At 72.1% G+C, this 13,830-nt stretch carries 12 protein-coding genes; all 12 read left to right on the forward strand.

Annotation, left to right across the window (positions count from 1 at the left end; genetic code table 11):
* Position 1: 1 nt before the first annotated feature.
* The 12 genes from LCHO_RS22295 to LCHO_RS15250 all read left to right on the forward strand — a co-directional run bounded on the left by LCHO_RS22295 (position 2) and on the right by LCHO_RS15250 (position 13,810).
* Positions 2-976, forward strand: coding sequence for a CIS tube protein (locus LCHO_RS22295; protein ID WP_012348051.1), 975 nt, complete (start codon positions 2-4; stop codon positions 974-976).
* Positions 977-1,062: 86 nt separating this feature from the next.
* Complete coding sequence (locus LCHO_RS23735; RefSeq protein WP_012348052.1) at positions 1,063-1,236, forward strand: hypothetical protein; 174 nt, start codon at positions 1,063-1,065, stop codon at positions 1,234-1,236.
* 23 nt (positions 1,237-1,259) lie between these two features.
* Entirely contained in the window at positions 1,260-2,345 is a 1,086-nt protein-coding gene (locus tag LCHO_RS15205) for a phage late control D family protein (RefSeq protein WP_012348053.1), read from the forward strand.
* Between the two features lie 17 nt (positions 2,346-2,362).
* Positions 2,363-3,052 carry a phage baseplate assembly protein V gene (locus LCHO_RS15210; protein ID WP_012348054.1) on the forward strand — a complete coding sequence of 230 codons (690 nt, stop codon included), beginning with the start codon at positions 2,363-2,365 and terminating at the stop codon, positions 3,050-3,052.
* Positions 3,042-4,709, forward strand: coding sequence for a hypothetical protein (locus LCHO_RS15215; protein WP_012348055.1), 1,668 nt, complete (start codon positions 3,042-3,044; stop codon positions 4,707-4,709). The genes LCHO_RS15210 and LCHO_RS15215 overlap by 11 nt, the downstream gene beginning before the upstream one ends.
* On the forward strand, positions 4,706-5,098 hold the full coding sequence (locus LCHO_RS15220) for a GPW/gp25 family protein (RefSeq protein WP_012348056.1): 393 nt from the start codon (positions 4,706-4,708) through the stop codon (positions 5,096-5,098). The genes LCHO_RS15215 and LCHO_RS15220 overlap by 4 nt, the downstream gene beginning before the upstream one ends.
* A 3-nt stretch (positions 5,099-5,101) precedes the next feature.
* On the forward strand, positions 5,102-7,384 hold the full coding sequence (locus tag LCHO_RS15225; RefSeq protein ID WP_012348057.1) for a putative baseplate assembly protein: 2,283 nt from the start codon (positions 5,102-5,104) through the stop codon (positions 7,382-7,384).
* Positions 7,384-10,233: a phage tail protein gene (locus LCHO_RS15230; RefSeq protein WP_012348058.1), complete on the forward strand. Its 2,850-nt coding sequence runs from the start codon at positions 7,384-7,386 to the stop codon at positions 10,231-10,233. The genes LCHO_RS15225 and LCHO_RS15230 overlap by 1 nt, the downstream gene beginning before the upstream one ends.
* 15 nt (positions 10,234-10,248) lie before the next feature.
* On the forward strand, positions 10,249-10,563 hold the full coding sequence (locus LCHO_RS15235) for a hypothetical protein (protein WP_012348059.1): 315 nt from the start codon (positions 10,249-10,251) through the stop codon (positions 10,561-10,563).
* A 10-nt stretch (positions 10,564-10,573) separates the two neighbouring features.
* The gene (locus LCHO_RS15240) at positions 10,574-10,927 is read left to right on the forward strand and encodes a hypothetical protein (protein ID WP_012348060.1); all 354 of its coding nucleotides are present in this window, start codon (positions 10,574-10,576) and stop codon (positions 10,925-10,927) included.
* Entirely contained in the window at positions 10,924-11,853 is a 930-nt protein-coding gene (locus LCHO_RS15245) for a hypothetical protein (protein WP_012348061.1), read from the forward strand. The genes LCHO_RS15240 and LCHO_RS15245 overlap by 4 nt, the downstream gene beginning before the upstream one ends.
* Positions 11,854-11,875: 22 nt before the next feature.
* Positions 11,876-13,810: a hypothetical protein gene (locus tag LCHO_RS15250; RefSeq protein WP_012348062.1), complete on the forward strand. Its 1,935-nt coding sequence runs from the start codon at positions 11,876-11,878 to the stop codon at positions 13,808-13,810.
* Positions 13,811-13,830 lie beyond the last annotated feature (20 nt).

Consider the following 13,830-nt stretch of genomic DNA (forward strand, 5'->3'; position numbering starts at 1 on the left):
CATGGCCAGCCTGCCTGAAGTCCAGTCGATCGCGAAGGCGAACTTCCGCGTGCTCGAAGGCGCCGGCGGCGGTGCGACCGAGTTCGACGTGCAGTTCAACCCGGCCTCGCTCGAATACACCATCACCAACCAGTTCGACGACCGCAACGGCAACAACGGCGCGCGCCAGTTCGTCAAGAAGAGCAGCGCCAAGCTGGTGATGACACTGATCTTCGACAGCACCGACGACGGCAGCGACGTGCGCATCAAGACCGAACAGGTCTCGCGCCTGCTCGAACCCTCGCCCGACGGCAAGAAGAAGTTCGCGCCCAAGGTCGAGTTCGGCTGGGGCACCTACCGCTTCAAGGGCGTGATCGAGCAGTACAAGGAAACCATCGACTTCTTCGCCGCCAGCGGCGTGCCGCTGCGCGCCAGCATCGCGCTGACATTGGCCAGCCAGGAGGTCGAATTCGAGAGCAGCAAGAACCCGGCGGCGGCGGTGGACGGCAGCTTCGCGCCCGACCCGGTCGTGCTGCCGGCCGGCCCGGGGCCGACCGCCGGCGGCGCGGCGGCCATCGCCAGCGCGCTGGGCGACCCGCGGGCGGCACGTGCCATCGCCGGCGCCAGCGGCTCGGCCAGCCTGCGCTTTGGCGCTGGCGCGGGGCTGAGCGTGGGTGGCGAGATCTCCTTGTCGGCCGCGGTCGGATTCGCGCCGGCGGCGAGTGTCGGCGTGGGCGTGGGGATCGGAATCGGCGGCGGCATCGGTGTGGGTGCGAGCGTCGGCGCCGGTGCGGCCTTCGGTGGCCTGCGTGCCAGCCCGCCAAAGGTCTCGATCGGCCTGCCCGAAGCCCGCGCCGCGCTGCTGCCACCACCGCGCGGCGCCGGTGCAGCAAGCTTCGGCCCGGGCGGGCGGGTCCAGGTGGGCGCCGGCGGCAGCCTGAGTGCCGATGTGGGCGCGGGCGCCGACTTACATCAACGCATCAAGTTCGGAAACTGAAATGACCGACCACCCCCACGCTCACTGCGTTCACTGCCCCCCGAGGGGGCGCTCAGCCTCCTTGAGGCGGCTCGGCGGAGGCTGACATGGCCATCACCTTCGAAGAAGTCAGCGCCGACATCCAGCGCGACCCGGCCCGCGAGGCGCCGCCCACGCCACCGGCCGCGCCGGCTGCGGCGGGGGGCGAAACGCTGCGAGCCTCGCTCGAAACCGAGCTACGGCTGCTGGCCGAACGCAGCGCCCGACTGAGCGCGGACTGATCGATCGCCGACGAGCCGCCACCATGTCCGAGACCACCCTCAGCCGCACGGCGATCTTCAGCGCCCGCCCGACGCTGCGCATCGCCGACCAGCCCGACGAGCGGCTGTCGACGCTGATGACCGCGCTGAAGATGGACGAGTCCGAAGGCGGCCTGAGCGCACTCGAACTGCACCTGACCAACTGGGTGGCCACCCCCGAGGGCGGCGCCGAGCTGGCCTTCAACGCCGACAGCAGCCTGCGCCTGGGCGCGGACCTGGCGGTCTATTGCGGTGACGAGGCAAGCCCGCGCGAACTCTTCAAAGGCAAGGTCACGGCACTGGAGATGGTCTGCAACTACGGCACACCGCCCGAACTCGTGGTGCTGGCCGAGGACGGCCTGAACGCCGCGCGACGCAACCGCCGCAGCGAGGTCTACACCGACCAGAGCCCGGCCGACGTGGTGCGCACGATCGGCGCTCGCAACGGCCTCACGGTCAACGTCAACGGCCTCGCCAGCCCGACCGGCACCTGGGTGCAGCTCGACGAAACCGACCTCGGTTTTCTGCGCCGGCTGCTGGCGCGTTTTGACGCCGACCTGCAAGTGGTCGGCAGCGAACTGCAGGTGGCGGCCCGCCAGGATGCCGCACGCGGCGAGATCGAGCTGACGCTCAACAGCCAGCTGGCCCGCGTGCGCATCTGCGCCGATCTGGCGCACCAGGCCAGCGCCGTCAGCGTGGCCGGCTGGAATGCGGGCGACGGCAGCGCCGTCAGCAGCGAGGCGAGCAGCCTGTCGAGCACCGGGCCGGGCTCGGGCCGCAGCGGCATCGACTGGGCGAAAGATGTCTTTGGCGAGCGCAGCGAGCACCTCGCCACACCCGCGGTCGGCAGCAACGACGAGGCCCGCGCAGTCGCGCAAGCCGCGCTTGATCAGCGCTGCCGCCGCTTCGTGCGTGCCGAGGGGCTGTCCGAAGGCAACGCGCAGCTGCGGGTGGGCAGCACCGTGAAGCTGGTCGGCATCTCGGCGCAGTTCGACAACCGCTACTACGTGGTGCGCACCCGCCACCTGTTCGACATGGAACAGGGCTACCGCACCGAATTCAGCGCCGAGTGCGCCTACCTCGGCGGCTGAAACGAGACCTCGTCACCATGCACCGCGACCCCGTCTTCAGCCCACCCCCCGCCTGGACCCACGGCGGCTTCCTGGCGCGGGTGGTTTCGCTCGACGACCCCGAGCGGCGCAACCGCGTGCAGGTGCGCCTGCTCGCCTTCGACGCCGTGGCGCAGCAGGACGCGCCGCTGTGGGCGCGCGTGGTGGCGCCGTTCGCCGGTGACGACCGCGGCGTGTTTTTCCTGCCCGATGTCGACGACGAGGTGCTGGTGGTGTTCGTGCAGGGCGATGCGCGTTACCCGCTGATCGTCGGCGGCCTGTGGAACGGCGGGGCGCAGTCGCCGGCCGACATCGAGTCGGGCGGTCAGAACCGCTACAAGCGCATCAAGTCGAAAAACGGCATCGTCATCACGCTCGACGACCAGAGCGGCCAGGAGACGCTCCAGCTCGAAACGCCGGGTGGCCAGAAGCTGACGCTGAAAGACGGCCCCGGCACGGTGACGATCGAGGACAGCAACGGCAACAGCATCAAGCTCGAAGCGGCGGGCATCACCGTGCAGGCCAGCGCCAAGGTCAAGGTGCAGGCGGCGCAGGTGGAGGTGACGGCCGGCATGGTCAAGGTCGACACCGCGATGGCCACCTTCACCGGCATGGTCAAGTGCGAGGTGCTGCAGGCCACCTCGGTGATCTCCACCAGCTACACACCGGGAGCGGGCAATGTCTGGTGAACTGCGCAGCGCCCACCACGACGTCGTGATCGGCGCGCCGCGCGACCTCGTCGCCACGCGCCGCCCGGCGCTGCTTCAGCGCAGTGACGACGACTTCATCGGCGCCACGCTCGAAGCGCTGCGCGCACCGGCCGGCCGCGCGGCCTTGCGCGCCAAGCTCGCCCGTGCCACCGACGCACAGGGCCGGCTCAAGCTGTTCCAGCCGATCCAGCGCCAGTTCCACGTCGCGCTGATCGAGGCCTGGTGCGACACCCCCGGCGCGCCGCGCATCGACCCCAAGCGGGTCGATGCCGCCGGCCTGGTGGTGCGCCGACTCGGGCCTCAGGGCGCCGAAGGCTGGATGCACGCCAACGGCCAGGTGCGCGGCTGGGTGCCGCTCGCACGCATCGGCGGCGAGACGGCCGAACCGCAGGCCGCCGCACGCTTGACGGCGCGACTGACCGGCGTGGCGCAGATCGATCGGCAGCTCAGCCTGCACGCCCGCGAGGACGCTGACCACCCGCTCGAAGAGCAGATCAGCGGCCTCTATCTGGCGCCGCCCGACGTCAACGCCGACGCCGGCAAGACGCTGTTCTACGGGCTGGTGCCGACCACCAGCAGCGAGCTGAGCGACGTGCCGCCCGCACCCACAGGCGACGACGGTTTCGGCGCCGGCTCGGACGCCTTCCGCAACCACCTGGTCGAGGCGCTGCGCGGCGACGCGATGGACTTGCCCTTCCCCGGCGATCTGCTCGTGCCCGGCTGGTTCGAGGCCAGCGAATCACCCGGCGTACGCCCACCCGACGGCGTCACGCAAAACCAGTTCAACCTGCTGCAACAGGACGTGCGCACCGCGGCCGGCGCGACCGCCTTGCGCATGCAGCGTTTCCTGCTGTTCCTGCGCCAGATCGCGGGCGAGTTCAATGCCTTCGCGGGTGGCAACGAAGTCAAGACGCTGAAGACGATCCTTGCCTCCATCCAGCTGCCACTGGTGCTGCGCCCGGATGAAAAGGTCGTGCGCTTCGTCCGGGCCGATCAGTTCCTCGCCAAGGCCAGCGCGATCCTGCTGGAGCAGACCGCCAGCGCTAGCGTCGTCGAGATGCCGGCTTACTGGCCCGCGCTGGCCCCGGCCGACGCGACCCGCCTGAAGAACGCGCTGCACCAGGCGCTGCAAGCCCGGCTGGCCGCGATGCAGACCCAGGCCGGCCGCTACGACGAGCCGACCGCGCGCTACAGCGTGCGCGCCTTCGTGCGCCTCAAGCCCGAAGGCCACTGCCCCGCGCGCACCGTCTGGAGCGAGCCGAGCGAGCCCTTCGTGATCGCGCCCTGGTACGAAGGCGGCGGCGCGCCGCCGGTGCAGATCCGCCTGCCCGATGCGTCCGACCGCACGCTGCTCAAGGCGCTCAAACCCAACGTCGCCTTCATCGTGCCGCCGTCGATGCAGAACCTGCTGTCGGGCAAGGCGAAGGATCTGCTCGAAGGCAAGGGCAGCGTCGGCACGGCGGGCTTGAGCTGGATCTGCAGCTTCAACATACCGGTGATCACGATCTGCGCCTTCATCGTGCTGAACATCTTCCTGACGCTGTTCAACTTGGTGTTCGGCTGGCTGTTCTTCATCAAGATCTGCATCCCGTTCCCGAAGCTGGGCAACAAGCCACCCGGAGGGTCTTCACCATGAGCACGGCCTCGCGTCCGCTGATTGGTTGGCCCTTGCTGCCGCTGCCCGACGAGCAGGGCACGCTCGCCTGGCCCGATCTGGCGACCAGCGTGCGCCAGCAGATCCAGGTGATCCTGAGCACGCGAGCGGGCGAGCAGCTCATGCGCGCCGAGTTCGGCGGCGGCCTGGACCAGCTGCTGCACGAGCCCAACACGCTGGCCACCCGGCGCCAGATCCGCGACCTGGTGCAGGAGTCGCTGGCGCGCTGGGAGCGCCGCATCCTGCTCGACGCGGTCGAGGTCTGGGAGGTGCCCGACGCGCCCAGCCACGTGCGCGTCGAGATCGCCTATCGGCTCGCGCGCAGCGGCGCACCCGGTGCCCTCAACGTCACCGTGCAACTCGAAGGCTGAGCCATGCCCATCCGACCGCCCTCACTCGACGACCGCCGTTTCGACGACCTGGTCGACGACCTGATCGCACGCATCCCCGCGCACACGCCGGAGTGGACGAACCCGCGCCTGGGCGACCCGGGGCGCACGCTGATCGAGCTGTTCGCCTGGCTGGGCGACGCGCTGCTGTACCGCGCCAACCTGATCCCCGAGCGCCAGCGGCTGGTGTTTTTGCAGCTGCTCGGCATGGGGCTGAAGCCGGCGCTGCCCGCGCGCGGCATCGTCGGGCTGGCGTTCGCGCAGGAGAAGGAACTGGGCGCGCATATCCTCGCGCCGTTCGGCCGCATCAAGGCCACGCCGGCGTTCGAGACACTGGCCGAAATCACCGTGCTGCCGATCAGCGGCGAGGCCTACGTCAAGCGCCGCCTGCCTTCGGCCGAACTGGCGCGGCGCAGCGATTTGCTGCACGGCCTCGTACGCATCCACCAGCTGAGCGCCGCGCCCAAGGCCTACACGACCACGCAGGTCTACGCCGACGGCCGCGCCGCTGCAGAGGGCGTCGACGTGTTCGGCCAGAGCGCCGACCGCGCGCTGTGGATCGCGCTGCTGGCGCCGCCGGCCGGCAATCCCGAGGATCAGCCCGCCACCAACGAGGCGGTCAAATCGGCCATCGGCGGCGGCGACAGCGGCCTGCCCGCGCTGCTGTCGGTCGGCGTGGTGCCGGCCATCAAGCCGCTGCAACCCTTCGAGCAGACCAGCGCGCCGAGCCCCGTGCCGGTGTGGTGGGAGATCACCACGCGCGGGCAAAGCGACGTCGACACCGATTACCTGCGCCTGACCGTCGAACCCGGCACCGACACCAGCGCCGGCCTGACCCGCGCCGGCACGCTGCGGCTGCGTTTGCCCGACGAGCGCCACCTGTGGGCGCCATCGAACGACGTCGGCATCAACCCGCGTGCCGGTGTCGGCGATGCACCGCCGCGGCTCGACGACGCGGAGCGCGCCGCCCGCCTGATCGCCTGGCTGCGCCTGCGCCCGCAACCGGGCGCCAACGTCGAACACCTGGCGCTGACCTGGCTGACGCTCAACGCCGCCGAGATCGACCAGCGCCAGACGATCACCGCGCAGGTACTCGGCAGCGCGACCGGCGCGGCCGACCAGAGCTACGCGCTGCCGCTCGGTTCGGTCGATGCGGCGACGCTGGCGATCCAGGTCGAGGAGCCCGGCCGCGGTTACCAGGATTGGCAACGTGTCGACGACCTCGCCGCCATCAGCGCCGACCCCAACGTGGCGCGCGAGGCCCGTGCCTTCGAGCTCGACGCCGAAGCCGGCCGACTGCGTTTCGGCGACGGCCTGCGCGGGCGCGTGCCCGAGGCCGGCATGCGGGTGCGGCTGGCGAGCGGGCGTTTCGGCGGCGGCCGTGCCGGCAACCTGCCGCCGCAGAGCCTGGCCAAGCTCGAAGCGCGCCGCATCGACGGCCAGCCCGCGCCGGCGATCAAGGTGCTGCAGCCGCTGGCCTTGTCGGGCGGCGAGGATGCCGAAACGCTCGATCTGGCCGAGCGCCGCATCCCCGCGCTGCTGCGCCATCGCGACCGCGCCGTCACCGAAGAGGACTTCCGCCGCCTGAGTTTCGAGACACCCGCGGTCGACGTCGGCCGGGTCGACGTGCTGCCGCGTTTCAAGCCGAGCGATCGGCGTTTCAACATGCCGGGTGTGGTCAGCGTGATGGCGCTGCCGGCGGTTCAATTCGGCAGCACGCCGCACCCGCGGCCCGACCGGCCTTTCATCGAGCGCGTGCACGCGCACCTGTCGGCGCGCACGCCGCTGGCCACCGAGCTGTACGTGATCGGCTGCGACTACGTGCCGCTGGGGCTCAGCGTGGCGGTGACGCTGCGCGACGGTTTTGCGCGCGACCAGGTGCTGCTCGACATCAAGCAGGCGCTGACCCGCTTCCTCTGGCCGCTGGCGCCGGGCGGGCTGGACCAGGCCGGCTGGGCGCTCGGCCGCGCGGTGCGCAGCCGCGAGCTGGAGGTCGAGGTGTCGCGCGTGGCGGGGGTCGACGAGCTGCGTGGCCTGGCGCTGTTTGGCCAGCGTGACCCGGCCCAGGGCGACACCACCTGGCAGCGCCTGCCGGTGATCGCCGCCGATGGCGCGCAGATGCTGACGCTGCAGCCCTGGCAGCTGCCCGAACTGCTGGCAGTGGTGGCGGTCGAAGGCCCGAACGCGCCGGCCGACCTGCGCGCCTTGCCCAACCCCTACGCCGACCCGACCGCGATCGCGGTTCCTGTCGTGCCGGAGGTCTGCTGATGGACGCCAACGGCGCGCGTTTCTGGCTGCTCGGCGAGGCGCGGCACTTTCCGAGCCGCAGCGCGCTGCACTGGGACGACAGCTGCCGTGTGCTGCGGCTGGCCTCGCAGCGCACGCTCGTCAGCAGCCTGACGCCGGCGGCGGCCTTCACGCTGGCGCAGAGCGCGCTCGAGCGCGTGCCGCGTGCAGTCGACGCGCTCGAAGGCGTGGCGCGCTGGGACGCGGCGCGCTCGGCGGTGGTCGCCACCAGCCACCTGCCGGGTGACGCGGTGCTGCTGGCGCTCGGCGAGACGCCGACCGACCTGTGTGCCGCGCCCGACGGCGTGCTCTACATCGCCCTGCCCGGCCGCGTGCTGATGCACGACCTGCGCGGGCGCTGGGCCGATGCGTCGGTCAGCCTCGCAGGCTTCGAACCCTGGCGGCTGGCGCCGGCCGCAGTCGGTGGCGCCTGGGTGCTGGAGCGCAACACCGGCCGCGTCGCGCGCCTGAGCGGCCGGCCACTGCGCACGCAGACGCCACAGCCCGACGACTACGACGGCCGCACCTTCCGCCCCACGCCCGAAAACCGCTGCCCGCCACAACTGCGCCTGCTGCCCACGCCCACGCTGGCGCCGATCGAACGGGTGCTGGCGCTGGCCGGTGGCGCCGACGGCGTGCTGGCGCTGCTGTCGTGGCGCGATGGTGAAGGCACCGCGTGCGTGCGCTGCTGGCGCGAAACGGTCCCGGACGGCAGCATGACCGGCATCCCGCCGCGCTGGAGCGAGCCGCTGCAGCTGACCGGCGCGAGCTACGCCTACGCGATCACTTGGCTGGAGGCCGGCCGGCTGGCGGTGCGCGTGCCGGGCCGGCGCGATGCACCAGCGTTCGATCTGAGCGACGAGCCGACCGGCAGCGTGGCGCCGCTCGGCGACATCTACCCGCTGGCCGGCGAGAACAACGGCCCGCCGCTCGAAGCGCCGTTCGCCAACGGCGTCGCGCTGCCGCCGCATTACCCGCGCGGCGAAACCGGCACGGCGCCGCTACACGCGCTGTCGCTGAACCAGTTGGCGCGCCGCGGCGAAGCGGGCAACGCAGCCGACCCCACAGCCCCCGACACGCGCCACTGGCTGATCGACAGCGGCGACAACACCACCGTCTGGCACCGCCTGTTCGCCGAGGCAGAAATCCCGCCGCACACCGGTTTCGTGGTCTGGCTGGCGGCCGGCAACCAGGCCCAGCCGCCGGACTGGAACGCCGCGCAGGTCGACCGCGTCAGCTGGCAGCCGCATGGTTTCGGCGCCGACATTCACCAGCTCGACCCGGCGATGCGCGCCCCGCAACTGCCGCACGCGGTGTGGGAAAGCGCCGCCAGCGAACTCGCCGGCCACCCCGGCCTGCTGGGCGGCGTTCGCGAGCCAGGCCGGCGCGGGCTGTTCTCGGTGCTGGTGCAGGACAGCCGCCAGCGCGTGCGCCAGCTCGTCGGCCGCTACCTGTGGGTGCGCGTGGTGCTGCATGGCGACGGCCGCGCCAGCCCCGAGCTGGCCGCGCTGCGCGCCTGGGGCAGCCGCTTTTCGTACGCCGAGCAGTACCTGCCGCGGCTCTATCGCGAGCAGCTTTACGGCGACGCGGCCGCCGCGCCGGGCCGCCGGCTGGGGCAGATCGCCGCCAGCTTCGCCGCCGAGCTGGATGCGGCCGGCGCGGCCGATCCGCTCGACCTCGGCGCACCGCTGCTGACCGCGCTCGCCCTCGTCGACATCGAACCCGGCGCGCTGGCGCGGCTCACGGTCGAGCGCGCCGGCGCCGCTTGGCTGCTGCAGCAGGATCGCCAAGCGTGGCGCCTGCGCGTCGAGGCCGATCCCTTGCGCCCCGATCAGCTCGACTCGGTGGCCATCGGCATCTACCAGCCGCAGGCCACGCCGGCCGATTTCAACGCCCGCATGCTGGCCAGTTTCGAAGGCGTGCTGACGCAGCTCGAAGACCGCGTGGCCGCAGCGCATCTGCTGAGCGACCCGGAGGTCGTGCCCGAGGCCAGCCTCGACTGGCTCGGCAGCTGGATCGGCGTGGCCTTCGACCCCGCGCTGCCGGCGGCGCGTCGGCGCGAGTGGCTGCGCGCTGCGCCCGAGCTGGCGCGCTGGCACGGCAGCCTGCGCGGCCTGCGCGGTGCGCTCGACGTCGCCACCGGCGGCGCGGTGCGGCAAGGTGGGGTGGTCGTGATCGAGGATTTCCGGCTGCGCCGCATCCTCGCCACGCTGCTGGGGGTCGACCTGGCCGATGAAGACGACCCGCTGCTGCCGGGCCTCGCACGCAGCGGTAACTCGATCGTGGGCGATACGCTGGTGATCGGCGAGAACGAGAGCGTCGAGCTGCTGGCACTGTTCAACGAGGCCGTGGCCAGTGCGCGCGAAGACGCCGCGGTGGTCGCTTTTCAAGAACGGCTGGCGCACCGCACCACCGTGCTCGTCCATCAGGAAGTCGAGCCGCAGGACTTGGCGCTGATCCGCCGCATCGTCCGGCTCGAAGCGCCGGCGCACGTCGAGGTGCGGGTGGCCAGCGCCACCTGGCCGCTGCTCGTGGGCATTGCCAGCCTGGTGGGCGTGGACACCTACCTCGCGCCACCCCGCACGCCGCGGCCCGTGCAGGTTCAGCGCTCGGTGCTGGGCCTGGGCGACTACCTGATCGGCGCGCCGCTGCTCGACCCACGCCTGAGCGGCATCGCGCAGCCGGTGCCGCCGCCCGAGGCACACGCCGGGCCGGACCGCACCGTCGGCTCGGCCGCCAGTTTCGTGCTCGACGCCAGCGGCTCGACCGCCGCGCCGGGCCACCAGATCACCGAATACCGCTGGCGCTGGCTGGCGCCAGATCTCACCTAACCCCAGGAGCGCAACATGGCTGAATTCATCATCGGCACCGAGATCAAGTCCGACGTCCCGACGATCGAGGTCACGGTCAATCCGGACCGGCCGCTGCCGATCGGCCGCCAGCGTTTCCAGCTGGTGGTGGTCGACGACGCCGGCAATGTGTCGAGGGCCGACGAGGTCGTCATCATCGTGGCCGACCAGTCGGCGCCGACCGCGGTGATTCGCGCGCCCTCGCTGGTGCCGTCGGGCCAGAGCTTCACGCTCGACGGCAGCGCCTCGTTCGACGTCGGCGGCGGCCGGGTCACGACCTGGGTCTGGACCTACGCCGGCCCGGCCGTCTGAGGCCACGGCCATGGTCGCGTTCGTCATCGGTCAGCCGGTCACGACCAAGGTGCCGCAGGTCACGGTCGATGCCGGCCTGAAACCCGGCGCGCACCGGTTCCGGCTGGTGGTGACCGACGAACAAGGCCTGCAGTCGGTGGCCGACGAGTTCGTGGTGCAGGTGCGCGAGGTGATCGTGGCCCCGCCACCGCCGGTGTTGACCGATCCGATCGTGACGCGCCCGCCGATCCCGTTCCCGAGCAACCCGACGCTGCCGGTGTCTCCCATCGTGCCGGTGCGGCCGATCTCGCCGTTGCCCACGCCACCGTTGACGACCCGGCCGAGCGTGATTCCCCCGCGCCGCCCCAGGAGCAAGAAGCCATGAGCATCCAGACCCGGCTCGCCGATCCGCTGTTCAGCAGCCTGCCGCGTGCGGAGCGGCCGGCCTACGCCACCGGCATGCTGCTCGACGCGCAGGATTTCGGCGACGAGCAGACCTATCACCGCGGCCGGCTGGCGCGGGCGCTGGCCTTCCTGGCCGGCGGCGGCACGCTGGCCGGGTTGCCGGTGAGCCACGCCGCGGCGGTGACGCCGCAGCCGGAGGAGATCCGCGTCGCCGGCGGCCTGGCGGTCGATCGGCTCGGCCGCTTGATCGAGCTGCCGCGGCCGGCCTGCGTGCGGCTGGTGCGCTGGTACGAGGCCACCCGCGCGGCTGACGACGGCGCCACGCTGCGCCGCGCGACCTACGACGACCTGGCGCGATTTGTTTCGCCGCGCCTGGCCGCCAGCGGCGCCACGCTGCCAGCGCGCGCCGTGGTGGCCGACGTCTTCATCCGCTTCGCCGCCTGCGAGGTCGGCCTGACACCGAGTTTTGCCGCCGGCCCGTTCGATGCGCTGAACGCCGTCTCGACCTCGCGCCTGCGCGACGCCTGGGAACTGCAGCTGATCGCTCGCGAAGGCCTCGACGACAGCTACAGCGGCCTGCCGCTGCCACCCGGCGGCGCGGCGATTCCGCCGCTCGAAACTGACACCGCCGCCAGCCTGGCCGCGCGCCGCGACGCGCTGCAGGATGCCGTGCTCGGCGCCTACGCCGCCCTCGCCCGCCGCAGTGACGGCACCGAAGGCCTCGCCCCCGCGCCCGAACACCCGCCGACGCTGCTGGACACCAGCGCCATCTTCCTAGCCCGGGTGCTGATCCCGGTCGACGCCGCCGACCCGCCGCAGCGCACCGCCGACGCACCGCTGGTCGACAACGGCGCGCGCCGTTTCCTGCCCGCGCTGGCGCTGCTGGCGCAGGCCGGCGGGCTGTGAAAAACATGACCTGGAGCCTGCCATGACCCTCTCCCTGACCCGCGGCGCCGCACGTGTGCTGATCGGCGCCGGCGAAGTCCAGACGCTGCGCACCAGCGGCGTGCTGGTGGAAGATCCGCGGCGCGAGCGGCCACGCTACTTCGACGGCCGCTTCCTCGCCGCACGCGACCTGATCCGCGATCAGCAGTACATGCTGACCCGCGAGGCCGACCTGGCGCGCACCGCCGGCAGCGGCGTTGGCAACGGCCTGCTGGTCGATGCGGGACCGACACCGCAGAGCCTGCGCATCAGCGCCGGCCAAGGTGTGACGCCGGCCGGCGAGCTGGTGCGGCTGCCGCACGACCTCGACCTCAACCTGGCCGACATCCCGCTGGCCGAGCAGCTGTCGGCGCATTTCGGGCTGTCGCGCATCCCGGTCGCGCCGCTGCGCAGCCGCACCGGGCTGTTCGTGCTGGCGCTGCGGCCGGTGGAGTTCACCGCCAATCCGATCGGCGCCTACCCGACGTCGCTCACGGGCGCCCGCAGCGTCGAGGACGGCGACGTCATCGAGGCCACCGCGCTGGTGCTGGTGCCGTGGCAGGAAGACGGCGCCGCCGATGCGCCCGAGGCACGGCGCGGCCGGGCGGCGCGCATCATCTTCACGCAGTCGCAGCAGACCTCTAAAACGGCCACCTCGGCCAACGTGCTGCCGATCGCGATGCTGGCGCTGCAGTCCAACAGCATCGTCTGGATCGACGAGGCGATGGTGCGGCGCGAACTCGGCGCCGACCGCGGCGACCTGCCCGGCCTCGGTTTCGCGCCGCGTGCGCTGCGGCTGGCGCACCTGATGCAGCATCAGACGCACCTGGCCGAGGTGGTGGCGCAGCTGGGCGGGCGCAGCTTCTCGGCCGCCAGCCAGTTCGCCGCGCTGCCGCCGGCCGGGCCGCTGCCGCCGGGCACCATCAACACGCGCGACTTCACGCAGCGCTACTTTCCGGCCGAGGTCGACGTCGATTTTTCGATCATCCCGGACGACGAGCTGCCGGCGCTGGTCGAAGAATCGCTGGCGCTGCCACCGATCGACCTGCTGGCCAGCGATGCGGTGCTCGACCTGACCGCCGTGCTGGTGCTCGCACCCGTGCCGCGCGGCGAATTCCGCAGCGTGCTGGCGCGGCTGGAGAGCCGCACGCGCACGCTCAAGGCCGTCGCGCCGAACCTGATCGCGCAACGCAAGCCACTGGACATCCTGCAGCGCCTGCGCCTGCCGCTGCCGATCCCGCTGCCCGACATCAGCAACCCGGCCGACGCCGAATGGGCGCGGCTGGCCCGGCTGCCGACGCTCTGGTACGTGCGCCGGCGCAACCTGGCCTACCGCGACGACCTAGCCGGCACGCCGGTGGCGGTGGCCGGTGGCAACGAGCTGCTGATCGAGCGCTCGGTGCGCGACCGCATCGCCACGCTGGGCCTGAGCGGCGTGCTCGACAACGTGCTGCTGAACGCCAGCCCGAAGGCCGTGACCAGCACGCTCAACCTGCTGGGCTCGCCACGGCTGGTCGCGTCACCGGCGCTGACCGCGGCCACGCTGGGCGCGCTGGTGACGAAGGTCGAGGCCCAGCCCGCGACGGGCGACACCGTCAGCGGCGGAACCGGGGGCACACCCACCACGACCGCCGTGCTCGATCAGGCCAGAGTGCTGGCCGTCGCCGCCGATCTGGCCAAACCGAACGTCGGCGACGGCCTGACGCGGCTGGAGCAAAGCACGAGCACGCCGCTCGACACCGTCGCCTTGACCGAAATCGCCAAGGGCACCGACTGGCGCGTGCTCGACAGCGCCGCGCTGACCGCGAGCAAGACCGAGGTGCCAACGCTGACCACGCGGCTGACGACCGGCGTGCTGAAGACCGGCACGCGGATCAGCACCGGCATCACCGCGCCGATCGCAACGCGCAGCGCACGCAATGGCAGCAAGCCGGCATGAGCCATGCGGCCGGCCAGCCC

Origin of the sequence: Leptothrix cholodnii SP-6, from assembly GCF_000019785.1 — a bacterium.
Taxonomy (GTDB): Bacteria; Pseudomonadota; Gammaproteobacteria; order Burkholderiales; family Burkholderiaceae_C; genus Sphaerotilus; species Sphaerotilus cholodnii.